The following is a 20996-nucleotide window of genomic DNA, read 5'->3' as shown; positions in this document are numbered from 1 at the left end:
AATTATGGCTTCCATAACCATCGACAACATCCAAAAATCCTACGGCGCGACAAAAGTACTGAAAGACATATCCCTCGACATCAAGGACGGAGAATTCATTTCGTTGCTCGGTTCATCGGGATGCGGCAAGTCCACCTTGTTACGCATTATATCCGGCCTGGAACAGCAGACGGATGGAACGCTTCTTATCGGCGGCAAGGATGTGTCCGCCGTGACGCCCAAAAATAGAAAAGTATCCATGGTCTTCCAGTCTTACGCACTGTATCCGCACCTCACCGTCCGACAGAACATGTCCATGCCGCTGGTCATGCGAGGGCTATCCGCTTTCCAGCGCATACCGTTTGCCGGACGGTTCATCGGCAATGCTCGATCCGTCCACGACTCGATCCGGCTCAAAGTCGAAGAAACCGCCAATGTGCTGGACATCGGAAACCTGCTCGACCGTAAGCCCTCGCAGCTTTCCGGCGGCCAACGGCAGCGGGTGGCGCTTGGACGGGCCATGGTCCGGAATCCCGAAGTCTTTTTAATGGACGAACCGCTTTCCAATCTCGATACGAAAATGCGCGCCCACATGCGTACCGAACTGGCGGCCATCCACCGCCGCCTGGGCACCACCTTCGTCTATGTCACGCACGACCAGGAAGAGGCTATGACGCTTTCGGACAGGGTTGCGTTGATGATGGACGGCCAGCTCATCCAGGTCGATGCCCCCAGGAACATTTACAGGAATCCCAAACACCGGGACGTTGCGGAGTTCATTGGCTCCCCCAAAATCAATATCATTCCGGGCAGAGTCGTTGAATCGGGCGTGTTGCAGATCGGAGAAATCAAGATATCGGCCCCGTCCAACCTGCAAGGCGAATGCTCCATCGGGGTGAGACCAAGCCGGCTGCGTGTCCACACCGACATGAACGAAACCGGACTGCGGGCTGTGGTCACCAATATTGAAGACCTGGGATCGACCTTTTTGATCTACTGCAATGTTGAAGAGTTGGGGATAAACACCATCAGCCGCAGGGATACGCGAGAGGCCGTCCCGGAGCTGGGAAGTTCGGTCCGTCTTAATCCCAGTGTGGAAAGCGTCAGATATTTCGATGCCGACGGCTGGAACTGCAACTACAACTAAGGCGCTATGCTCACCTTGGAAATGTCGACTTATGAAATCCGAAGTATGAAGACAAAAAAATAACCGAGTCATAGTACCCCCGGCAAAGCCGGGGGCTTAAGTTTGTGAGCCGCTCAAAGCGGCTTTAAGAACCGCCTAAAGGCGGAATTTCAGTTGCTCGATTCGCTGATCTTCCTGCTCTTGCTTACGGATATACTCGCGAATCACTTTTCATCTCGTCCACGGTCGAAACGAAGTACCCTCTTGCCCAAAAGCTTTGGCCAGCATAACCACGCGCTCGATCCTGGACTTCACGAGCTATGTGGATTGCACTTTTTCCTTTTATGAAACCAACGACTTGCGCCACGGAGTATTTGGATGGAATCGCGATATACATATGCACGTGATCTTTGCATAAATGCCCTTCCAAAATTTGGCTCTCACGCTGATTTGCCAACTTATGGAAGACTTCTCCCAAGTACGTCCGAATATTTCCGAACAAGATTTTCCGGCGGCACTTGGGTATCCAAACGATGTGATACTTGCAGCCCCACCGCGTGTGACATAGGCTTGAATTGCACTTCATGAAGCCTCTCCTGTGCTCACTTTGAGCAGCTCACCAGGGGAGGCTTTATGCTATTCCCACATAAGTCAAACTTTGCTGGTCCCCCAGCAAAGCTGGGGGGGGGCTCACCGGACTAACGGTGCCGAGGGAGCACAATGGCGTTAGTTGCATACGGAAACAGCCTCATCTCCCCCCTGGTTTTCGAGAGAGTTTGACCCACCGGTTTGGCACACTTGACTCAACCACGGTATTTCGGGCCTTTTAGCTGTAACCGATCGCAAAAAAGAAAAAGGGTTGCAGCTTGTTAGCTGCAACCCTCTTATTCTCGTGGTGCCGAGGGGGGGATTCGAACCCCCACGGAATTTCTTCCACTGCCCCCTCAAGACAGCGTGTCTACCAATTCCACCACCTCGGCACGATATGCTTTGAGCTTATTCGCTCTTGGCGTCGTCTCCGGTATCCTTGAAGGTGACTCCGGGCTTGGCCGGTGCGGCCGGTGCCTCAGTCTCAGCCGCAGGCACATTCTGCTGCAGCATGATGGAGTCTTGATTGGATACCTTGTTGCCAGTCAGGACATTGTATCCGAGGGAGGTTACCAAGAAAACCGTTGCAAGTCCAGCGGTTACCTTAACCAGGAGTCCGCCTGCGCCGGTGCTGCCGAACATAGTGCTGCTCCCGCCGCCGAAGATGACTCCCATCCCCTCGTGACCGGACTGAAGCATTACAGCACCGATCAGAAAGATGCAAGCCAAAACATGTATGACTATGACGATGGTTTCCACAATTTTTCCCTTTTCTTAAAACTTCTTTCCGCTTGCAATATCAAGCCAGTACGATCCGACTGAAGCTTTCGCCGTGCAAGCTCGCGCCTCCTACCAACACTCCGTCCACGTTGTCAAGCGCAATAATGTCGCCGCAATTTTCCGGCTTGACACTTCCTCCGTATAATATCCTCATTTCATTAGCTTTTTCTCCGAAGAGAGAAATGAGATTTTTCCGAATAAAAGTGTGTGCTTCGACAATTTCAGCCGGGCCGGCCACCTCTCCGGTGCCGATAGCCCAGACGGGTTCGTAGGCAACCGACAGTTGCTCAGGATCAAAGTCCGCAGAAACATCCTTCAAACCTATCCGCAACTGCCGCTCCAGCACTTCCTCGACACGGTCCGCCTTGCGTTCCTCGATAAGCTCGCCGATGCACAGGATGACCTTCAGCCCCTTGGAGAGCCCATAGGCTGTTTTTCGGCCAACACACTCGTCGCCTTCGCCAAGGATGTGTCTGCGCTCGGAATGTCCGGTAAGGCCGTAGGCCGCGCCGACATCCTTGAGCATGGCCGGAGATATCTCCCCGGTGAAAGCCCCCTCCTTTTCATAGTAATAGTCCTGCCCTCCGGTTGAGAAACCGGGCACAGGGTCCAGGACATCACTCACCGCCTTGAGTGCGGTGAAAGGAGGAAAGACAAGCACCTCCCTGTCCGCAGGGAGCTTGCCCGCGGCCAGGCCGACCAGATCCCGAGCCGTGGCCTGCGCCTCGTCCCAGGTCTTGTACATCTTCCAGTTGGCTGCCATCAGCTTCTTCATTATTAGATGCACTCCTTTAAGGCTTTGAAGGCCGGAAGCTCCTTGCCTTCGAGAAATTCCAGGAAAGAGCCGCCGCCGGTGGAGATAAAGCTGAACTTATCCTCCAGTTTCATCAGATGCACAACGGCATCGGTATCCCCGCCGCCCACGATGGTCAGAGAGTTGTCCAGCCCGGCGATGGCCTCACAGACAGCCAACGAGCCGTTGGCGAATGCCGTGGTCTCGAAAAGGCCCATGGGCCCATTCCATACAACGGTCTTGGCCAGCTTGAGAACGGAAACGAAATTGGTGATGGTTTCCGGCCCGATGTCCAATACCAGCGCGTCCGACGGAATGGTCTTGGCCGTACATACACCTTCGGCCTGCTTGGCCTTGGGCGTTTTGGCGTAAAGAAAGTCCACAGGCAGATGCAGCACCGATCCCATGGACTTGGCTTTGGCCATGATCTCCGCAGCTGCGTCCACCAGGTCAGGCTCCACCAACGACTGGCCAACGTCGTACCCCTGAGCCAGCAGGAAGGTGTTGGCCATGGCTCCGCCGATGATGATGTCGTCCACCTTCCCCAGCAGATTATTCAGGATACCCAGCTTTGTGGACACCTTGGCACCGCCCGAGACGCAGACGTAAGGCCGCTTGGGGGCCTTCAGCGCCTCGCCGAGATACTCGTACTCGCGCTGAAGCAAAAAGCCGCAACAGCAGACCTTGGCGTGCCTGGGAACGTCCACTACGGAAGCGTTTTCGCGATGCGCGACCCCGAAGGCGTCGTTCACGTACACATCGGCCAGGGACGCGAGCAGCTTGCCGAAATCGCCCCGCTCCTCCGGCGTCTTGCCGGTCTCTTCCGGATTGAAACGCAGGTTGTCGAGCATGATGACCTGTCCCGGCTGGAGCTCGGCCGCCATCTTTACGGCCTGATCGCCGATCCGGCCCGGCACCAGCGGCACGCCCTTGCCGAGCAGCTCGCCGGTCCGATTGGCCACCGGGCCAAGAGCAAGATCGGGCACAACCTTGCCCTTGGGCTTGCCCAGGTGTGCGCAGAGGATGACCGAAGCCCCCTTGTCCAGGGCGTACCGGATGGTCGGCAGGGCCGCACGAATACGGTTGTCATCGGTGATGACACCGTCTTCGATGGGAACATTGAAGTCCACTCTGAAGAGTACTTTTTTTCCTGCGATATCCACCTGATCTATAAACAGCATACGTCAAATCCTCACGCTTCGTTGTTTTGAAAATCGTACCGGAACAACAGTGCGTCTTCCTTGGTGTCCGGGTAATATTTCTTCCTTATGCCAATCTTCTTGTATCCGAACTTGCGGTATAATGCCAAGGCCGGATCATTGGAGACCTTTACATCCAAAAAACTTTTGGCGATGCCGCTTTGGCGGCATATCTCGAAACTCCTGGCCAGCAGGGCTTCGCCCAGCCCTTGCCGTCTAAAATCCGGATGTACGGCCAGGTTGAGTATCTCCATCTCGTCCGCAATGAGAGAAAAAGCCATGTACCCGGCAAGAATGCCGCCCCTGCGCACGCCGATTACCTTGAAGGCTCCCGCCTCAAGACCAAGCAGGAACTGCTCCTCGGTCCAATGATAATCGAAGCAAAGCGCTTCAAGCTCGATGAGGTCGCCGACATCCGGCGCTCCCAATTCGACGACCACGTCTCTCATTGCCCCTCCGCGCCCATATGGGGCTGGATATGTTGAAACATTGCGTGTATACAGGGTTTGAAAGCAAAACAAAAGAGCACACGGATATGATCTCTCCCCAAGACTCCCTCGAACAAGACGCGAACCATCTGGTCGAAGTCATCGACAAGGACAACCGCCCGCTGGCCGTGCTTTCCAAGCGCAGCGTACACCGCCAGTTGCTGATGCACCGTTCCGTCCAGGTGCTCGTTTTCAATCCCGAAAAAAAAATTTTCCTGCAAAAGCGCAACCAGAACAAACTGTTCTTTCCGGGCAGATGGGACATCTCCGCCCGGACCCATCCCCGGGCCGGTGAATCCGCGTTCGATGCCGCCGTGCGCGCCCTCAAGGAAGAGCTGAATCTGGAAATCGAACATCCCCAACTGGTCAGAGAGCTGCCCGCCGGGCCTGAAACCGGATTCGAACACGTCTCTCTGTTCGAGGTGACCAGAAACACCCTGTCCGTTGTCCCCAATGAAGACTCGGCGTCCGAAGGATTCTACTACTCTCCGGAGGAGCTGACCTGCCTGGTCAAGGAATTCCGGGAGCTGCTTACGCCGAACCTCGTCATTCTGTGGGAATCCGGCCTGCTCGTGCCGGCCTAACCCTTCGCGATAAGCCCGCTTACCTTTCCGTGAATCCGGCCGTTGGTGGCCAGGATACAAGGCGATGCGAACGAATAGGGCCTGGAGGCTTCGTACTCACTCACCATGCCGCCCGCCTCGCGGACAAGCAGCGTTCCGGCCGCCGTGTCCCACGGATTCAGAGCGCGCTCGTAGAAACCATCCAGCCGTCCGCAGGCGACATATGCCAGGTCCACGGCAGCCGCGCCCGCCCGGCGGATGCCCTGCGTCAAAGGCAGCAGCGTACGGAGATTCCGAAGAATGTCTTCGAGGTGCTTCTCGATGTCGTAGGGGAAACCCGTGGCCAACAGGGATTGCTCAAGATCGGCTTCGCCGGTCACACTGATGGGAGTGCCGTTCAGGAAAGCTCCCCGCCCTTCCATGGCGGTGAACCGTTCATTCATGAGAGGCATGTTGACCATGCCGAGAACCACCCGATCACGATGCCACAAAGCGATGGAGTTGGCCACGAATGGAAGGCCATGGGCGAAATTCGTAGTCCCGTCCACGGGATCGATGATCCAGGTCAATTCGCCGGGCTCAGTATCCTTGGCCGTCTCCTCGGCCAGAAAATCCGATCCGGGCAGCAGCGCGGCAAGCTCGTCCTTGAGCATGGTCTCCACGGCCATGTCGGTCTCGGTAACCAGGTCGATACGGCCCTTGTGCCTGATGGTTCGGGTCCGGCCGGCGCCTTCCCGCACGATTTCTCCGGCCCTGTCCGCAACGCGCTCAAGCCCTTGCATAACTCGCGTGGCGTCGAAATCACCCGTCATGTATGACTCTCCTCAAAGAAAAGGGCGGTCAACCGGCCGCCCTGCTCAAATATCCCGGTCGCACGGTCTCAAGACCTGCGCTGGATGAAAAATTCCACGGACCTGTTGAAGGTCTTCTCCTCTTCCGCAGTGAAATAGCAGGCGGGGAGTTCTCCTCTCTGCCGATGGTAGTGCAGACATTCGCAACAAATGCCATGTTTGTCGCAGTTATGGGTGCAAGTACAATATTGCTCGTTGATTTTCGATCGCGGGCATTGATCCTTCTTTTTCATGACGACCCCTCTGATCACGCAGATGTGCGGTACGATTGATGCTTAAAAGCTTTGTCACATTAGCCAACAGCAGACAGAGAGTCAATTATTCAGGCCCATTGTTTCATCCCGCCCCGGCTGAACGCGCTTGAGCGCCCCACAGGCGGGATGCAAGCGCTTAACGCGATTATAATACGCTAATCATTGTATTTCAGGGCAGATGAGTATAAAGATATGTGATGATCACATGAGGCTGACCGCCTCCGCTCTTTTGACTCGACCCGGACCGCTCCCGATGTGGAAAAAAGCATTCAGCCAGGCGCCTGGCTATAAAAGTAAAGGGAAAAAGAAGTCCCGCATCAGGCTCGAAACCCTTGAGGAGTTCAAGGAGTTCATTGATTACGAGCACATCAAGCACTGCCTGCTGAGACCGTATTTCGAAGAGCAGAATTATCCACTTGTGGAAGCGCGAGAGCTGTTGCCCTCCTTCGAAGTCGATCTGTACGAACACAAGAACCTGCCTGGCTTTTCCATGGTCGCCTTCGAGCGGCAGCTCAACTCCTTTCAGGAAATCTTCCAGTTCGATGCCCTGCACTCACCGTCCGACTGGGAAGAGATGGTGGTCCAGGACTCCTGTTCAGTGGAAGAAAACGCCCGGGCCACCAACATCCGCACATTCCTGAGCCGCCTTCCCAAACGTTACCACCCGGATTTCCAAGGCAAAATTGACTCCAAAGACATTTGCAGCATCCGCAACTACGACAAAATGCTGCCCTTTCTCCTGCAATTGGAGCGGGCGCACGTCCTGGCGCTGAACTCCGCCGGGGAATTCACGCTACAGGGCGTATATGCCTCCCTGCCGTCCAACCTGGATAGTGAACTCAAGCAATTCGGGCTGAAGATCGGCAAGTTCAAACCGGGCAACAACCTGCTCTATGAGTGCAACCGCCTGTTCGTCTATCAGTTCATGATGGAGTTGTACGGCTTCCCCATCGTTTCGGAACGGCGTACTTCCTCGGCCATGTTCGCCATTCGGCTGCTCCGCCAGCATGAGCGGTTCATCGTGCGGGTGTTGGGCCAGAGCGACCGGACCATCACCACCCTGATGTCTCCCCCCAGGGGCACTCCCCGACGGTCCATGAAGTATCCCAGGGTGGAAAAAATCGCCCTGATCCAGGTCAACGAGAATCAGAAGGAGCTAGCCGAAGTCCTCAAGGACCAGGGATTCTTCATCGACCCCAAAAAACGCGTGGTCATTCTCAGGGTCACCTATCAGCAACACGACTACAACCCGAAGAACGTACGCGAAGACCGCGCCCTGTCCGTATTCAAGCAGGAGATCATCCACCCCATAACCGGACGCACGATCGAGGGGCTGAACATTATCCAGAACGTGCGCAACATGCTTCTGCGCCTGAACGACATCGTACGCGGCGAATACCGAATTCCGGTAAACTACAAACGCCAGGAACTGCTTGAGAACACCGAAACCCACGAAAACCGACTCAAGGTACTGTTCGTCTGGCTTTCCAAGCACATGCACCGCATCGTCGACTACTCCGACGACTACTACGCTCAGTTGGTCCGCGTTCTGGACGCCTATCTCCTGGCTCCGGACAACTACGAAATATTCAACGAACTCCACGACCTGCATCAGGAAGTCTGGTCGCGATACGGACAGATTCAGCAGGCGAGAAAGATAAGGGTCCTTGAAGATTTGCGCTGTCGCAAGTACAAGGGTGAGACCATTTCGTATAAACGAATGCTGGAACTGATGACCGAGATCCTGAATGATCTCAAATTCGAAATCGTAAACTATTTCGACAAACTCGTGGTCAAGATATTGATCATCGGCAATGACGTGATCTCCGATTCCTACCTGTTGCGTAAATACGTACACCGGGAGGACAAGGACCTCTCGCCTTACGGGCGGGACATCAAGAAACTGTACCAACAGCTGGTCATGCTGCTCGACGAGTTCCGTTCCATCCGGAAATCCCGCGTATCAAGCCAGACCGGTTCGGGACAATAGCAACACCGCAAGGAGCATACATTGGAAAACCTGCAGACCACCCCGCTCACCCGATGGCACAGGGATAACGGCGCCAAGATGGCCCCGTTCGCCGGTTTCGACATGCCGGTGCAGTACAAAGGCATTATCATCGAGCATAAGCACACCCGCGAAAAGGCCGGCATCTTCGACATTTGCCACATGGGTGAATTCACGCTCTCCGGCAGCGGCGCCAAGGACGGTTTGAACAAGATCGTCAGCCACGACCTGGACACGCTGGGCCCCGGCAAGTGCCGCTACGGCTTCCTGCTCAATGAAACCGGCGGCATCAACGACGACCTGATAATCTACTGCAAGGCCGAGGATGATTACATGCTCGTGGTCAACGGCGCGTGCCGCCAAAAGGACTTCGACCACATCGCGGCCAACCTGCCCGACGGCCTGACCTTCACCGACATCAGCGACGAGACCGGCAAAATCGACGTGCAGGGTCCCGAAAGTCTTGACGTGCTCAACGACCTCTTCGGATCAAAATGGAATCACCTGAAATACTTCAATTTCGAATCGACCGACGCATTGGGCTTTCCCATGATCGTCAGCCGCACCGGCTATACGGGCGAGCTTGGCTACGAACTCTACCTCCCCGCCGACAAGGCTTTGGAAATCTGGGAGAAACTGATCGCCGACGAGCGCGTCGAGCCTGTCGGTCTGGGCGCTCGCGACACTCTGCGCCTGGAGATCGGCTATCCGCTCTACGGTCAAGACCTGGATGAGCAGCGCACCCCCGTAGAAGCGGGAGCCGGATTCTTCCTCAAGAAGGAATCCGATTACATCGGCAAATCAGGCCTCGGCCGGGTGGACGAATCTCTGATCCCCCTGACCATTGAAGGCCGCCGAACCGCCCGGCATCACGATGAAGTTTTCCTGCCCGGCGGCAAGAAAACCGGCGTGATAACCAGCGGCTCCTTCGCCCCCAGCCTCGGGCACTGCGTTGCCCTGGCCTACGTCAGGGCCGAAGACGCGGACAAGGACACCTTCATCATCAAGACCGCCCGCGCCGAACTGGAAGCGAAAAAGACCGGCCTTCCCTTCTACAAAGAAGGAACGGCCAGGATGAAAACGGAGTAACTGTTTCCGAAAGATCAAACCAAAGCCCCCGGCTCACAGGCCGGGGGCTTTTTTTCGCCGTGCAATCACACAAAACAACATCATCATCCATAAGTTGAAAAAGATGAATCCTGTGGAAACGCCCTACTCCGGGCCAAGGGAGAGCATCCGGGCTTCAAGCCTGGCTGCTTCTTGGGCAAGGACTTCCTTGGTCAACTTTTCGGAGGTCACTTCCATGGGCTCACCGATGTAGATCGGGCATCGGGTAAACGGCATGGGCAGGACGAAATGGTCCCAGGATTTGTCGAAGATTTTTTTGCGCTTGGGGTAGGCGCGAAGCGGGATAATCTTGGCTCCAACCCGTTGAGCCAAAAAGATAACTCCGTCCTTGGCTTTGTGGAGCGGGCCTTTCGGGCCGTCGATGGTGAAAACGGCCATGCGGTTCTCCCGCTCCATGACACGCTTTGCCTGGAGCAGCGCCTTGACTCCGCCCCGCGAACTGGAACCGCGCACCGTGGTATGCCCCAGCCGCTCCAGAACCTGGGCAATGAACTCGCCGTCCCTGCTCTGACTAACGAAGGTCACCAAATGCGAACTCATGGTCAAGCCGTAGGCGGCCACAGGAAAAATCTCGCCATGCCAAAGGGCCAGGACCGTTGGGGAACCTTGTCGGTTCGCATCAAGCAAACGTTCAGACTCGCCCACCGGCTCGAAGCGGATCGTACGCACCCACAATTTGAACAGCGAGGCGATGAAAGGCGTAAACGCGGCGGAATCAATCGGTGTTTTCATATTTGGTCGCTCGTTTCCGGATTTTCCTTTCTTTACAGGCTCGCCCGACGAAGGGCAAGAGGACAAAATCATCGACGAATTCTCTAAGACTGAACATATCAATACATCTTATCAATTTGACCAGAAGAGAAATTCTATGCTGAGTTCAAGTATATAAGGAGTAGACATGTCCGACATTTCCATTGATTGCAAAGGACTTCCCTGCCCCCAGCCCGTGCTGCGCTGCAAGGAAACCATCGAAAAGGACGGCCCGGCCAAACTGGTGGTCGTCGTGGACAACGACGCCGCAAGGGAAAACGTATCCCGTTTCCTGACCATGCAGGGCTATGCGGTGCAAACGGAGCGCTCCGGTTCGGACCACATTGTTACCGGCCAACGGGAAAACACGGCTGAAGCTGGCACGGACTCCGATGAATGCGCCGTCCTCGCCAAAGCCGACCCCAAAATCCCCGTCAGCGAAAAAACACTTGTCTTCGTGCCCGCCGAGACCATGGGCTCGGGCGACGACGAACTCGGCGCCAGCCTGATGTTCAACTTCATGGTTACCTTGAAGGAACTCGGAGACGAGCTGTGGCGCATCATCCTGGTCAATGGCGGCGTGAAGCTCGCGGTACCCGGCAGCCGATGCTTCGAAGAGCTTAAAAAGCTTGAGGAAAGCGGCGTCTCCATTCTGGTTTGCGGCACCTGTTTGGAATTTTTCGGCCTGACAGATCAGCGCGGCGTGGGCGACGTGACCAACATGCTCGACGTGGTCACCAGCTTCCAGCTTGCCACCAAGACCATTCGGGTCTAGAAGACGGGGCATGACAAATGCCCCTTCCGACTCCATACGGCTGAACAAATTTATCGCCCAATGCGGCGTCGCGTCCCGTCGCGGCGCGGACGAAATGGTCTTTGCTGGCCGGGTGACCATCAACGGCTCCGTGGCCGACTCGCCCGGCGTCAAGGTTACGCCCGGTCGGGACAATGTTTGCGTGGATGGCAAGTCCATCGGACAGCAAGCTGACGCCGCCGACTTGACGATCATGCTGCACAAGCCGGTGGAAACCATGACCACCGCCAAGGATCCCCAGGGCCGCAAGACCGTCCTGGACCTTCTGCCCCCGGAAATCCGCAAGAGACGTCCCTTCCCCGTGGGAAGACTGGACTTCTTCTCCGAAGGCCTGCTTTTGCTGACCACGGACGGCGACCTTTGCTACAGGCTGACGCACCCCAAATACCATCTCCCCAAGGTCTATCTTGTGACCATCCGGGGCAGTGTCCCGCAAAAAGCGGTGCAGACCATGCGCCAAGGCATGACCCTCAAGGAAGGCGACAAACTCGCCCCGGCCAAAGTGCGCCTGAAAAAGCCGGTTGCCGGAACGCAACAGCTCGAAATTACGCTTATTCAAGGGATCAACAGGCAGATTCGCAGGATGTGCGACGAACTCGGACTGACCATCCTGCGCCTCAGGCGGGTCAGCCAGGGACCTGTGGCCCTGGGCAACCTCAAGCGTGGCGCATGGCGTGAACTGACCGCCGAGGAAACAGCCGCGCTCAAAAAGAACGTCGGGCTTTAGAATCCCTGGGTGTTGTCCTCAACCTGCGTACCCTGAGGTGGGGTGAAGGTGAACATCTCGGGGGCAAGGTCAACATCGATTTCAAGGTTGTCGAGCTTGACTTCGTTGCCGTTGCCGTAAAAATCCACGATCATGACTTGCTTGAGCAGTCCGGTATCCGGCTCCACGCCTATGAAGGCCAGGACCATGCCGGGTTCAGCCTCTTTGGGCAGAAGCTGCAACACGGTCAAATCCTTTCCCCATTTGGACCGGACCTCGTCCGCATTGGGCCAATCAGTCTTGACCACGAAGTCTTCCTTGATATTGGCCTGTCCGGAAAGAAAACGAAGGATGGTCTTGGAATCAAGCAACGTTCTCACGCCATACTTGATGGCCAGCTCCTCGTCCGGAATGTAATCCCAAGCGAACTCGGGACCGACCACGAGGAGTTCCTTCTCGGGAGCAGAGGTTTCCCAACGGACCTGAGAAGGCTGGCGGAACCAGATCTTCCCTTCGCGCTTCTCCACCTCGCCGCTGGCCACGTTGGTCAGCTCCTGGGAAAAAGTGGCCTGAAACGTTTTCATGGTCTCATATCGTTTCTGGATCAGGTCCGGCAAATCCTGCGCCGGAATGGACTCCGCAGCCTGCGCAAAAACAGGCAGCAGCAATAAGGACGCAGTGGCGAAAACGACAACGAACATTCTAGACATAGAATTTGCTCCAATTATTCCGGCTTGATGACCTTGCGCGGCTTGCTCCCCTCCTGGGGACCGAGAATCCCGTCCATTTCCATCTGCTCAATAAACCGCGCCGCCCGGTTGAAACCAATGCGCAACCTGCGCTGCAACAGGGAGATGGACGCTTTGCCTTGGGAAAGCACGAACTGTACCGCTTCGTCATACACGGGATCACCCGTAGCCCCGACCCCGCCGGATTCACTGTCATTGCCCCCCTTGGGGCTCCAATCGCTGAAATCCAGATCGAATTCCTGAGGCACTGCCTCCTTCCAGAAATCAACCACGTGCGCAATTTCCGTTTCGTCCACGTACGCGCCGTGCATTCGCTGGAGTTTGCCGCCGCTCGGCTTGAAGAGCATGTCGCCCTTGCCGAGCAAACGCTCCGCGCCCACAGCGTCGAGGATGGTCCTGGAGTCGAATTTGGACGTCACGAAAAAGGAAATACGCGTAGGGAAGTTGGCCTTGATGAGGCCGGTGACAACATCCACGCTGGGCCGCTGCGTGGCGAGAACCATGTGGATGCCTGCGGCTCGGGCCAACTGGGCCAGACGCACGATGCACTGTTCCACATCCTTGGCAGCGGTCATCATCAGATCGGCGAGCTCGTCAATGATGATGACCAGATAGGGCATGTGCTTCATGTTCTCGAATTCCTCGGGAATATCGTCGCCCATCTCTTTCAGTTTTTTGTTGTATCCCTCGATATTGCGAACGCCGAGCTGAGCCATCTTCTCATAGCGACAGTCCATCTCGAAAACAGCCCATTCGAGAGCGCTCTTGGCCATGTTCATGTCAGTGACCACGGGATGGACCAGATGCGGCAGGTCCGCATACGGGGCCAGCTCGATGCGTTTCGGGTCCACCAGAAGCAACTTCACGTCTTCAGGCCCGGCCTTGTACAGCAGGGAAAGCAGAAAGCCGTTGATGCCGACGGATTTGCCCGCGCCGGTCGCGCCAGCCACCAGGAGATGCGGCATACGCGCCAGGTCGGCCACCTTGGTGGCACCCTGAATATCCTTGCCCAGAGCCAGGGTCAGCGGAGACTTGGACCCGGTAAATTCCTTGGATTCCAAGACCTCGCGCAGATACACCATCTCCCGTTCGATATTCGGAATCTCAACGCCCACACTGTCCTTGCCCGGAATGGGAGCCTCGATGCGCACGGATTCGGCACGCAAGGCCAGGGCGATATCGTCGGTCAGGTTCTCGATCTTTGAGACCTTGATACCGGGCGCGGGCTTGAATTCGAACATGGTGACCACAGGGCCGGGAACCACCCGTTGCATTTCACCCTGCACATTGAAATCGTTGAGGCATTCCTTGAGCCTGTCTGCCAGGGGCTGCAACACGGCCGAAGTCTGTGACGTCTGCTGAGTCGGCGGTGCGGTCAGCAGATCCACGCTGGGCAGACCGCCGGGCGCAGCCGAAGCCTTGGCCGCCGCAGATTTTGCCGGAGCCGGTTTGTTTTTCGGCTTGACAGGCTTGACCGGCTTGGCCACTTTCACAGGCTTGACCGACTGGTCCTCCTCACCTGCATACAAATCCACAAACTGAAGACCGAGATCCTCTTCATCGGCAGGTTCGGCTTCCCGTTCTTCGGCCAACGCTTTGGCCGCCCGGCGTTCAGCACGCCGCTCGGCCCGTTTTTCGGCCCGGATTACGGCTCCCTCGCGGTACGCGCCCCACCAACGAACAAACAGAGACCAGACCGAAGCCCAAGTAAAACCAATCACCGCCTGCAAGGAAACTATGGTCACGAACAGCCACAGCAGGAACGATCCCACGGGCCGCAGGTACGGCATGGTGTATTGGGTAATGATCGACCGACCGACAAAACCGCTGCCGATCAGGCCGTAGGCGTCCTCGGGCACGTTAAAAAACCAGGGGTGCATGGCCCAAGCTTCAAAGGCCACGAACAGACCGATCAGGCCGAGCCAACGCAAAGGCGAAAGCTTGAGCCGCGTCACGAAACGGGCCAAACCAAGATACAGGAAGTATAGAGGCCAGAAAACAGCCCCCATACCGAACATTTCCACGAGAAAGCCGGCGCAGTAGGCTCCGGCGTACCCGACCACGTTCTGCACCTTCCGCCCGGCGGTGACGGCCTGGTTGAAGCTCGGGTCGCCTGGGCTGAAGGATAGAATGCTCAGAAAAAGAAAAGCGGAGAGAAAAAGGAAGAAGAGCCCGACAGCTTCGTTGCCGCGCCCCTTCCGCTTCTCTACCTGAACAGTGGTTTTCCGTCGTCTCGCCATTAAGCCTCACTTGATAAAAAAGGTCCTGGACGGCAACCCGCCCACGACCTTTTTACGCAATTTACACAAGGTGTTGCAAGTCCGCTTTATTCGCGACCAAGATACTCTCCACTCCGGGTGTCCACCTTGATTACGTCGCCTTCATTGATGAAGAGCGGGACGTTGACCTTCAGTCCGGTCTCCATGGTGGCGGGCTTGGTGGCGTTGCTCACGCGGTCGCCCTGGATGCCGGGATCGGTCTGGGACACGGTCAGGCTGACATTGGCGGGCAGGTCCACGCCGATGAGCTCGCCGTTGTACAGAAGGACCTTCACGGTGTCCCCTTCCTTGATGAAACCGCCCTTCTCGCCCACATTGGCGCCGGGCACATGCATCTGCTCGTAGGTTTCGAGGTCCATGAAGACGAAGTTATCGCCATCCTTGAAGATGTACTGCATCTCAGTGACGGTCATGTCAGGCTTGTGAACCTTTTCGCCGGAACGGAAAGTCTTGTCGAGCACCTGGCCGGTCATCATCTGGCGCAGCTTGGTGCGAACCATGGCTCCGCCCTTTCCGGGCTTGAAATGCTGGAACTCGATAATTTCGAAGGGCTTGCCGTCAATCTCGATCTTCAGGCCGGTCCTGAAATCCTTGGTTGAAATCATATATCGTCTCCAAATGGTTTCCGGGGATTCCCCGGGTATTGTTCAATGAATCAGCCGCGAAGCCGTTGGAACAGCGCCTGAACACCGAGGGCATAACCTAGAATCCCGAATCCGGCAATGACGCCGACGCACCTCTCGCCCATCAGGGATTGTTGCCGCAAGGGCTGGTCCGTGCGCGCCCAGATGTTGCTGATATGCACTTCCACGCAGGGAATACCGATCCAGGCCAGACAGTCGGCCAGAGCGAGCGAGGTATGCGTGTAGGCACCGGCATTGAAAACCACGCCGTCCACGCCCTCTTCCCGAGCCTGCTCCAGCCGGTCGATAAGTCCGCCCTCGGAATTGGACTGAAAATGGACCAGGTCCACTTCCTCGGCTTTGTCGCCCATAACCTGCATCAGAAGCTCGGGCATGTCGTCCATGGTCCGGGAACCGTAAATCTCGGGCTGGCGTTTGCCTATATGGCCGAGATTGGGGCCATTCAGTATAAGAAATTTAAGATTAGCCATGCGTCTTCCCTTGTGCGGCGGGATGGTGTATTGCCCGCATCCTTGACGCGCCCCGAGAAAAAAAGAACAGTAGGGCGAAAAAAAACAACTACAAAACGGTACCTAGTTATGAACCGAACCATCGAGTTAGTCAAAACAATATACGAAATCAAGCAGCTTGAAGATTTCGAGGAACCCCAAATCGCTTTGGCGGGCCGCTCCAATGTGGGCAAGTCCTCATTGGTTAACCGGCTGGCCGGACGCAAGGCGTTGGCCAAGATCAGCTCCAAGCCGGGCAAGACGCGCAGTCTCAATTACTACCGGGTGGAGCCCGACGGCTACTTTCTGGTGGACCTGCCCGGCTACGGATACGCCAAGTGCTCCAAACAGGAGCGGCTCAAATGGGCCAAGCTCATCGAAGCCTACATGAAGAACAACACACGCCTCAAGGCCGTGGCAGTGCTTCTGGATTCGAGACTCGCCCCGCAAAAACTCGACCTGGAGCTGACTTCCTACGTTCGCGGCCTGTCCATTCCGGTCATTCCCATCCTGACCAAAGCGGACAAGCCCAAGCAGCGCGATCTGGCGAAGCTTCAAAAGCAGTGGCAGGATATCCTGCAACAGGACAGCCTCCCCCTGCTCTTTTCAAGCAAGACGGGGAAAGGCGAGGAGAAGCTTTGGACCAGGCTCGGAGAATACGTCGGGGCGTAATCACGCCCGCCGGGGAAGAAGTCCCTCGACAGCCGTTAGGATCATGGGCTTGAAACCGGGCATGGCCACCCAGGCCAGACGCACACAAGCCAACGCGCCCATGACGCCATTGCCGAGCCACGACGCCAAGATCGGCGGCAGTACGCCCTTTTCCCCGGCCGTCTCTCCGACCACATGCACCCCATATTGAATGAATATGATAATGAGCGACAGGCCGATATTGGCGTAGACGTTCTCCGAATAGGTCACGAGGGTAAGGGCCAGCAACGCCATTATTACTATGGAAAAAGCATAGGACAGCTTGCCGTGCCAAATGGTCTGGAGCATCTCGACGTTTGAGCCCGACTCCTTCAGGCGCTGTATGGCCTTTGACAACTCAAGCAGCGGCAACTGTGCCGTGTCTCCCTTGAGCTCCACCGCCGCATAAGCCTTGAGGTTCTGCCGCACCGACAAGAACTGAGACTGGCGGGCCACGGTAACAAACGTTCTGGTGTCCAATTCATGTACATCCAGAAGCCCCCACCCATGATCGTCGATGAGCGCTTTCTTGGCGGTCAGAATGCGGATAAGTTCCTGATTGTCCGTGGTAAATTCGTAAACGGTGATGTCGCTCGCCCGGCTTTTGCTTGGCTGAGCTTCCTTGGCCAGGACAATGAACGGGCCGTCCCTGAACCACAGGTCCCGGATTGTCATCTCGTCCAGTTGCTTGTTGCGGACGTCCTCCTTCCAGATTCGGTTGGCCTCCCGCTCGCCGAATACGCCAAGAACCTGGGAAAAGACCAACTGTCCCGCGCTCCAGATCAGGGCATACACGACAAAAAAGCGAATAAACCAGCCGAAAGACACGCCCCCGGCGCGCAGGGCCAGCATCTCTCTGGAACGAGCCAGAATTCCCAATTGAATGACCATGGCCAGCAGGAAGACCGCAGGCATGAGCTGCGAGACAATAAGCGGAATCTTGACGATGAAATAAAACAGGATGGTCTGTGCGCCCAACTCCGCCCGAATGAAATCGTCCAGCCGGTCGAAAACGTCCGACAAGAGATAAAGACTCGTGCCCACGGCCAGACAAATGGCCATGAGATAAAGATTCTGCCGGATAAGATACCGACTCAGAACGCCGATGATCTTCACGCCTTGGCCCTCCTTCGCAGCCGCAAATGCAACAGACGATGGACTACCGAAGGCGTCCTTTCCAGATTGGCGTACCGCATACCGAACAGGGCCACGAATACAAACAGGAGATTCGGAGCCCACATTCCGTACTGCGGTGGAATCGCTCCTGATTCACCCATGCTCACGCCGACGGAGAACATGGTGTAATAGACCATGAACAAACCCATGGCCAAGAGCAGGCCGTATTGCTGCTTCAACCCTCTGAACACCGAAGCGATGGGAATGGCGAACATACCGAGAATAAAGCATCCCAACGGCAGCGTCAGTCGTTTGAAATACTCGGTATCCACCTTTCTGAAGAAGCGGTCGCCTTCCTTCGGCATGAGACTGTGATCCTTTCGAATATCCCGCAAACGAAAAAACGGCATGTCCTTGGCCTTTTGTTCGGCGAAATTAAAGCCTGTCAGCAGCTTTCCGAGATCGAGCTTGATGGCGTATCTTCCAAAACGGAGAATATTCAACTCGTCGCCGTCCTGCCGAAAAATCCGACCGTTATGAAAAACAACGTGAATCTTCGCTTCCTGCGGGTTGGAAACGATCTCGGCCTCAGGGGCCACCACGACCACGGAGACGCCCTTGACGGAGTCATCGCGAACAAAGGCGAACTTCAACTCACCCTTCTCGTTGTCGACCTGATGGGCATAAAAGGTGATCCTAGGGAATTCCTTATTGAACACGCCCGGCTGCAATGCGAACTTGGAATGCGTCTTGGCGAACTCATAAAGCTTGGTCTTGAACATATCCATGCCCCAGGCCAATCCCCAGAAGGAAATAAAGAAGGCGAACAGCGTGCACAGGCTGCAAAAAAGCAAGGGAGCGGGAAGCATCCGATACAAGCTGACTCCGTTGGCCTTGAGCGCCACGAGCTCGTTGTCGGAACTCATGCGCAGAAAGGTCAGAAAAACGCTGAGCATGGTGGCGATGGGAGTTATCAGCAGCAGAAAAAACGGCGTCAGGAAAAAGAACAGTTGGAAGATGTTCAGAATGCCGATGTTCTGCGAAAGAAAAAGCGAACGCAACTGAAGCATCCTGCCCACAAGGATCAGACCCAAAAGGCAGGATACGGTCAAGCCAAAGAGCTTGAGAAGTTCGAGAAATATTTGGCGGTGGAGAAGCTTCACAGGTTGAAATCAGCCCTTGTTTTCCTTGAAGAAGCGCAGGAGGAACTCCATATCCTTCGGGCCGAGGTTAAAGCGGGCGCCCGCTTCCTCGATAAGAGCGGAGATGGCTCTCTCGTCTCCGTTGTCCCGCATCTCGCAGATCCAGGCCACGGCCTTGCGGCTCAATTCGCTCTGAGGCATTACGGTCGTCATGAATAGTCTCCTGTCTTTTAACGTGCTCCCAGTGGAACTGGAAATACACCAGCTTCCGAGGGGTTGCAAGACGGTGTTAGTTGGTCTAGATCGTAGCGTAATACGCACCCCAACCTTTCATTACCCCCTGAGGATTATATGGCACCCTGGTATGTTGCGATCATTCTCGGCATTGTCGAAGGCCTGACCGAATTTCTGCCCATCTCAAGCACCGGGCACTTGATTATTGCGGGCAACCTCCTCGATTTCACCGGGCCCAAGGCCGAAACCTTCGAGATCGTCATCCAACTTGGGGCTATCCTGGCCGTGGTGGTTTTGTACTGGGACCGTTTCGTGGGCCTGCTCTTTCCCCCCAAAGACCGCAAGTTTTCCGGAATCTACGGCCTCTGGCTTCTGTTCCTGACGTCCCTGCCCGCCTCGGTCGTCGGCCTGCTGACGCACAGCTACATCAAGGAATACTTGTTCTCCCCCTTCACCGTGGCCCTGGCCCTTGCCGTAGGCGCGGGACTCATTTTCATTGTGGAAGGCATGAACAAACGCGCTGTCACCCACTCCCTGGATGACCTCACTCCCAAGACAGCCTTCGGCATCGGCCTGTTCCAATGCCTTGCGCTGTGGCCCGGCTTCTCGCGGTCGGCGTCCACCATCATGGGCGGTATGCTCCTGGGCACGAAACGCACCGTTGCCGCTGAATACTCATTCATCGCCGCCGTGCCCATCATGTTCGCCGCTACCGGCTACGACTTTCTCAAAAACTACAAACTATTCGAAAGCGGAGACCTCCTTTTCCTGCTCATAGGCTTTGTGGTTTCCTTCATTTCCGCCTGGCTTGCAGTAAAAGGATTCATCGTCCTGCTCGGCAGGCTCACACTGCGTCCATTTGCGGTCTACCGCGTTATCCTGGCGGCCCTGATTCTCCTGTTTTTGTAATATGTTCCTTTTTTTTGCCTAAACAAGGATTTTCCACTTGCCAAGCCCAAAAAGACGGTCTATAGACTGTGACCGCTTCGACGGAACAAACGTGGCGAGGTAGCTCAGTTGGTTAGAGCATGCGGCTCATATCCGCAGCGTCGGAGGTTCAAGTCCTCTCCTCGCTACCACGAATGAAATCGAAAGCCCTTGAAATCACATCAGATTCCAAGGGCTTTCTTTTTTTGCCATATTTCACGCCCCGGCCGTTTACTTACACGTACCTCCGAGGGATTCGTCTTTAAGGCAACACTTGGAATAGGTTTCCGTCCTTTTCTCGATTCTCATTGGAGACTCGCCTTCCCGCCCTGCCGATTACGCCTTCTTCCACCCAACTTTGGCGGGTTCACATTTCGATGTTTCATTCACACATGACCGCCTATGTGGCTTGAAAGCGAATCTCGACAAACCGAGCCATGCCCAACTTATCTAGTGTAGCGGATTATCCGGACCGGCCTCATATCATTATATATGCGGCCACGGATCGCGTACTGGATCAGTCGGTTAGCATGTAATGGATTCCGACGTACGGTCTTCGAAAACGAAAGCTTACGAAAATCGCCCGTAAAACCCGCCATACTTCAGGTACCTTGAACGGCATCCGGCGTGACGCGAAATTGGCCCGTCTCAACCAAGTCATAACCAACGTGAACCAAAAAAGGCATTCGGTTTAGCGAGA

22 protein-coding genes, 2 tRNA genes and 1 pseudogene are annotated in these 20996 nt (G+C 55.8%); 9 read left to right on the top strand and 16 right to left on the bottom strand.

The window, feature by feature from the left end:
• Positions 1 to 4 precede the first annotated feature (4 nt).
• The gene (locus LF599_RS09420; protein WP_279520556.1) at positions 5 to 1126 is read left to right on the top strand and encodes an ABC transporter ATP-binding protein; all 1122 of its coding nucleotides are present in this window, start codon (positions 5 to 7) and stop codon (positions 1124 to 1126) included.
• 135 nt (positions 1127 to 1261) lie between these two features.
• Here the strand turns inward: LF599_RS09420 and tnpA are convergent.
• From tnpA to rimI, 6 genes and pseudogenes are all read right to left on the bottom strand, one after another.
• Positions 1262 to 1691, bottom strand: a pseudogene (gene tnpA / locus LF599_RS09415) (IS200/IS605 family transposase).
• A 307-nt stretch (positions 1692 to 1998) separates the two neighbouring features.
• A tRNA-Leu gene (locus tag LF599_RS09410) sits at positions 1999 to 2085 on the bottom strand.
• Between the two features lie 16 nt (positions 2086 to 2101).
• Positions 2102 to 2452 (bottom strand): preprotein translocase subunit SecG, encoded by a 351-nt coding sequence (secG, locus tag LF599_RS09405; protein ID WP_269943692.1) that lies wholly within the window; start codon positions 2450 to 2452, stop codon positions 2102 to 2104.
• A 40-nt stretch (positions 2453 to 2492) separates the two neighbouring features.
• Positions 2493 to 3248 (bottom strand): triose-phosphate isomerase, encoded by a 756-nt coding sequence (gene tpiA / locus LF599_RS09400; protein ID WP_279520555.1) that lies wholly within the window; start codon positions 3246 to 3248, stop codon positions 2493 to 2495.
• Positions 3249 to 3250: 2 nt separating this feature from the next.
• Positions 3251 to 4447 (bottom strand): phosphoglycerate kinase, encoded by a 1197-nt coding sequence (locus tag LF599_RS09395; protein WP_279520554.1) that lies wholly within the window; start codon positions 4445 to 4447, stop codon positions 3251 to 3253.
• Between the two features lie 11 nt (positions 4448 to 4458).
• The gene (rimI, locus tag LF599_RS09390) at positions 4459 to 4914 is read right to left on the bottom strand and encodes a ribosomal protein S18-alanine N-acetyltransferase (RefSeq protein WP_269943693.1); all 456 of its coding nucleotides are present in this window, start codon (positions 4912 to 4914) and stop codon (positions 4459 to 4461) included.
• An 86-nt stretch (positions 4915 to 5000) separates the two neighbouring features.
• Between rimI and LF599_RS09385 the strand changes: the two genes are divergently transcribed.
• The gene (locus tag LF599_RS09385) at positions 5001 to 5537 is read left to right on the top strand and encodes an NUDIX hydrolase (RefSeq protein WP_279520553.1); all 537 of its coding nucleotides are present in this window, start codon (positions 5001 to 5003) and stop codon (positions 5535 to 5537) included.
• Here the strand turns inward: LF599_RS09385 and LF599_RS09380 are convergent.
• Together LF599_RS09380 and LF599_RS09375 are read right to left on the bottom strand one after the other, a co-directional pair.
• Positions 5534 to 6328, bottom strand: a complete 795-nt coding sequence (locus LF599_RS09380; RefSeq protein WP_279520552.1) for an inositol monophosphatase family protein — start codon at positions 6326 to 6328, stop codon at positions 5534 to 5536. The genes LF599_RS09385 and LF599_RS09380 overlap by 4 nt on opposite strands.
• Positions 6329 to 6396: 68 nt before the next feature.
• On the bottom strand, positions 6397 to 6600 hold the full coding sequence (locus LF599_RS09375; RefSeq protein ID WP_269943695.1) for a DUF6485 family protein: 204 nt from the start codon (positions 6598 to 6600) through the stop codon (positions 6397 to 6399).
• A 274-nt stretch (positions 6601 to 6874) separates the two neighbouring features.
• Between LF599_RS09375 and LF599_RS09370 the strand changes: the two genes are divergently transcribed.
• Both LF599_RS09370 and gcvT read left to right on the top strand, forming a co-directional pair.
• Positions 6875 to 8611, top strand: coding sequence for a hypothetical protein (locus tag LF599_RS09370; protein WP_279520551.1), 1737 nt, complete (start codon positions 6875 to 6877; stop codon positions 8609 to 8611).
• A 21-nt stretch (positions 8612 to 8632) separates the two neighbouring features.
• Positions 8633 to 9718, top strand: a complete 1086-nt coding sequence (gene gcvT, locus LF599_RS09365) for a glycine cleavage system aminomethyltransferase GcvT (protein ID WP_279520550.1) — start codon at positions 8633 to 8635, stop codon at positions 9716 to 9718.
• A gap of 123 nt (positions 9719 to 9841) precedes the next feature.
• Here gcvT and LF599_RS09360 read toward each other — a convergent pair whose 3' ends face one another.
• Positions 9842 to 10489: a lysophospholipid acyltransferase family protein gene (locus tag LF599_RS09360; RefSeq protein ID WP_279520549.1), complete on the bottom strand. Its 648-nt coding sequence runs from the start codon at positions 10487 to 10489 to the stop codon at positions 9842 to 9844.
• Positions 10490 to 10655: 166 nt separating this feature from the next.
• Between LF599_RS09360 and yedF the strand changes: the two genes are divergently transcribed.
• Positions 10656 to 11282 (top strand): sulfurtransferase-like selenium metabolism protein YedF, encoded by a 627-nt coding sequence (yedF, locus tag LF599_RS09355; RefSeq protein WP_279520548.1) that lies wholly within the window; start codon positions 10656 to 10658, stop codon positions 11280 to 11282.
• A gap of 10 nt (positions 11283 to 11292) precedes the next feature.
• Positions 11293 to 12048 (top strand): pseudouridine synthase, encoded by a 756-nt coding sequence (locus tag LF599_RS09350; RefSeq protein ID WP_279520547.1) that lies wholly within the window; start codon positions 11293 to 11295, stop codon positions 12046 to 12048.
• Here LF599_RS09350 and LF599_RS09345 read toward each other — a convergent pair.
• From LF599_RS09345 to LF599_RS09330, 4 genes are all read right to left on the bottom strand, one after another.
• A complete protein-coding gene (locus tag LF599_RS09345; protein WP_269943699.1) occupies positions 12045 to 12737 on the bottom strand; it encodes a LolA family protein in 693 nt (230 codons plus the stop codon). The two genes, LF599_RS09350 and LF599_RS09345, sit on opposite strands and share 4 nt — an antisense overlap.
• Before the next feature lie 14 nt (positions 12738 to 12751).
• Entirely contained in the window at positions 12752 to 15016 is a 2265-nt protein-coding gene (locus LF599_RS09340; RefSeq protein WP_279520546.1) for a DNA translocase FtsK, read from the bottom strand.
• 86 nt (positions 15017 to 15102) lie between these two features.
• Complete coding sequence (gene efp, locus LF599_RS09335) at positions 15103 to 15660, bottom strand: elongation factor P (RefSeq protein ID WP_269943700.1); 558 nt, start codon at positions 15658 to 15660, stop codon at positions 15103 to 15105.
• Positions 15661 to 15710: 50 nt separating this feature from the next.
• Positions 15711 to 16169 carry a type II 3-dehydroquinate dehydratase gene (locus LF599_RS09330; RefSeq protein ID WP_269943701.1) on the bottom strand — a complete coding sequence of 153 codons (459 nt, stop codon included), beginning with the start codon at positions 16167 to 16169 and terminating at the stop codon, positions 15711 to 15713.
• A gap of 108 nt (positions 16170 to 16277) precedes the next feature.
• On the opposite strand from LF599_RS09330, the gene yihA reads away from it, so the two are divergent.
• A complete protein-coding gene (yihA, locus tag LF599_RS09325; protein ID WP_279520545.1) occupies positions 16278 to 16859 on the top strand; it encodes a ribosome biogenesis GTP-binding protein YihA/YsxC in 582 nt (193 codons plus the stop codon).
• On the opposite strand, the gene LF599_RS09320 is transcribed toward yihA, so the two are convergent.
• The 3 genes from LF599_RS09320 to LF599_RS09310 are packed head-to-tail and all read right to left on the bottom strand — an operon-like array spanning position 16860 to position 19348.
• Positions 16860 to 17993 carry an LptF/LptG family permease gene (locus LF599_RS09320; protein ID WP_279520544.1) on the bottom strand — a complete coding sequence of 378 codons (1134 nt, stop codon included), beginning with the start codon at positions 17991 to 17993 and terminating at the stop codon, positions 16860 to 16862.
• Positions 17990 to 19156, bottom strand: a complete 1167-nt coding sequence (gene lptF, locus LF599_RS09315) for an LPS export ABC transporter permease LptF (RefSeq protein ID WP_279520543.1) — start codon at positions 19154 to 19156, stop codon at positions 17990 to 17992. The genes LF599_RS09320 and lptF overlap by 4 nt, the downstream gene beginning before the upstream one ends.
• Before the next feature lie 9 nt (positions 19157 to 19165).
• Positions 19166 to 19348, bottom strand: coding sequence for a hypothetical protein (locus tag LF599_RS09310; RefSeq protein WP_269943706.1), 183 nt, complete (start codon positions 19346 to 19348; stop codon positions 19166 to 19168).
• A 138-nt stretch (positions 19349 to 19486) separates the two neighbouring features.
• On the opposite strand from LF599_RS09310, the gene LF599_RS09305 reads away from it, so the two are divergent.
• Together LF599_RS09305 and LF599_RS09300 are read left to right on the top strand one after the other, a co-directional pair.
• Positions 19487 to 20278 carry an undecaprenyl-diphosphate phosphatase gene (locus LF599_RS09305; protein WP_279520542.1) on the top strand — a complete coding sequence of 264 codons (792 nt, stop codon included), beginning with the start codon at positions 19487 to 19489 and terminating at the stop codon, positions 20276 to 20278.
• A gap of 93 nt (positions 20279 to 20371) precedes the next feature.
• Positions 20372 to 20448 (top strand) — tRNA-Met (locus LF599_RS09300).
• The last annotated feature ends 548 nt before the right edge of the window (positions 20449 to 20996 follow it).

The organism is Pseudodesulfovibrio thermohalotolerans, assembly GCF_021353295.2.
Lineage (GTDB): Bacteria > Desulfobacterota > Desulfovibrionia > Desulfovibrionales > Desulfovibrionaceae > Pseudodesulfovibrio > Pseudodesulfovibrio thermohalotolerans.
The sequence above is the reverse complement of the archived record's forward strand: the minus strand, read 5'-3'. Positions and strand labels throughout refer to the sequence as shown.

Bases quoted from the DNA above. Each gene is read 5' to 3' on its own strand.
- LF599_RS09370 (WP_279520551.1), top strand. From the start codon at position 6,875: ATGTGGAAAAAAGCATTCAGCCAGGCGCCTGGCTATAAAAGTAAAGGG.
- LF599_RS09395 (WP_279520554.1), bottom strand. From the start codon at position 4,447: ATGCTGTTTATAGATCAGGTGGATATCGCAGGAAAAAAAGTACTCTTC.
- LF599_RS09385 (WP_279520553.1), top strand. From the start codon at position 5,001: ATGATCTCTCCCCAAGACTCCCTCGAACAAGACGCGAACCATCTGGTC.
- rimI (WP_269943693.1), bottom strand. From the start codon at position 4,914: ATGAGAGACGTGGTCGTCGAATTGGGAGCGCCGGATGTCGGCGACCTC.
- yihA (WP_279520545.1), top strand. From the start codon at position 16,278: ATGAACCGAACCATCGAGTTAGTCAAAACAATATACGAAATCAAGCAG.
- LF599_RS09380 (WP_279520552.1), bottom strand. From the start codon at position 6,328: ATGACGGGTGATTTCGACGCCACGCGAGTTATGCAAGGGCTTGAGCGC.
- LF599_RS09420 (WP_279520556.1), top strand. From the start codon at position 5: ATGGCTTCCATAACCATCGACAACATCCAAAAATCCTACGGCGCGACA.
- LF599_RS09340 (WP_279520546.1), bottom strand. From the start codon at position 15,016: ATGGCGAGACGACGGAAAACCACTGTTCAGGTAGAGAAGCGGAAGGGG.
- LF599_RS09305 (WP_279520542.1), top strand. From the start codon at position 19,487: ATGGCACCCTGGTATGTTGCGATCATTCTCGGCATTGTCGAAGGCCTG.
- efp (WP_269943700.1), bottom strand. From the start codon at position 15,660: ATGATTTCAACCAAGGATTTCAGGACCGGCCTGAAGATCGAGATTGAC.
- LF599_RS09310 (WP_269943706.1), bottom strand. From the start codon at position 19,348: ATGACGACCGTAATGCCTCAGAGCGAATTGAGCCGCAAGGCCGTGGCC.
- LF599_RS09360 (WP_279520549.1), bottom strand. From the start codon at position 10,489: ATGAAAACACCGATTGATTCCGCCGCGTTTACGCCTTTCATCGCCTCG.
- LF599_RS09350 (WP_279520547.1), top strand. From the start codon at position 11,293: ATGACAAATGCCCCTTCCGACTCCATACGGCTGAACAAATTTATCGCC.
- yedF (WP_279520548.1), top strand. From the start codon at position 10,656: ATGTCCGACATTTCCATTGATTGCAAAGGACTTCCCTGCCCCCAGCCC.
- tpiA (WP_279520555.1), bottom strand. From the start codon at position 3,248: ATGAAGAAGCTGATGGCAGCCAACTGGAAGATGTACAAGACCTGGGAC.
- LF599_RS09345 (WP_269943699.1), bottom strand. From the start codon at position 12,737: ATGTCTAGAATGTTCGTTGTCGTTTTCGCCACTGCGTCCTTATTGCTG.
- LF599_RS09330 (WP_269943701.1), bottom strand. From the start codon at position 16,169: ATGGCTAATCTTAAATTTCTTATACTGAATGGCCCCAATCTCGGCCAT.
- LF599_RS09375 (WP_269943695.1), bottom strand. From the start codon at position 6,600: ATGAAAAAGAAGGATCAATGCCCGCGATCGAAAATCAACGAGCAATAT.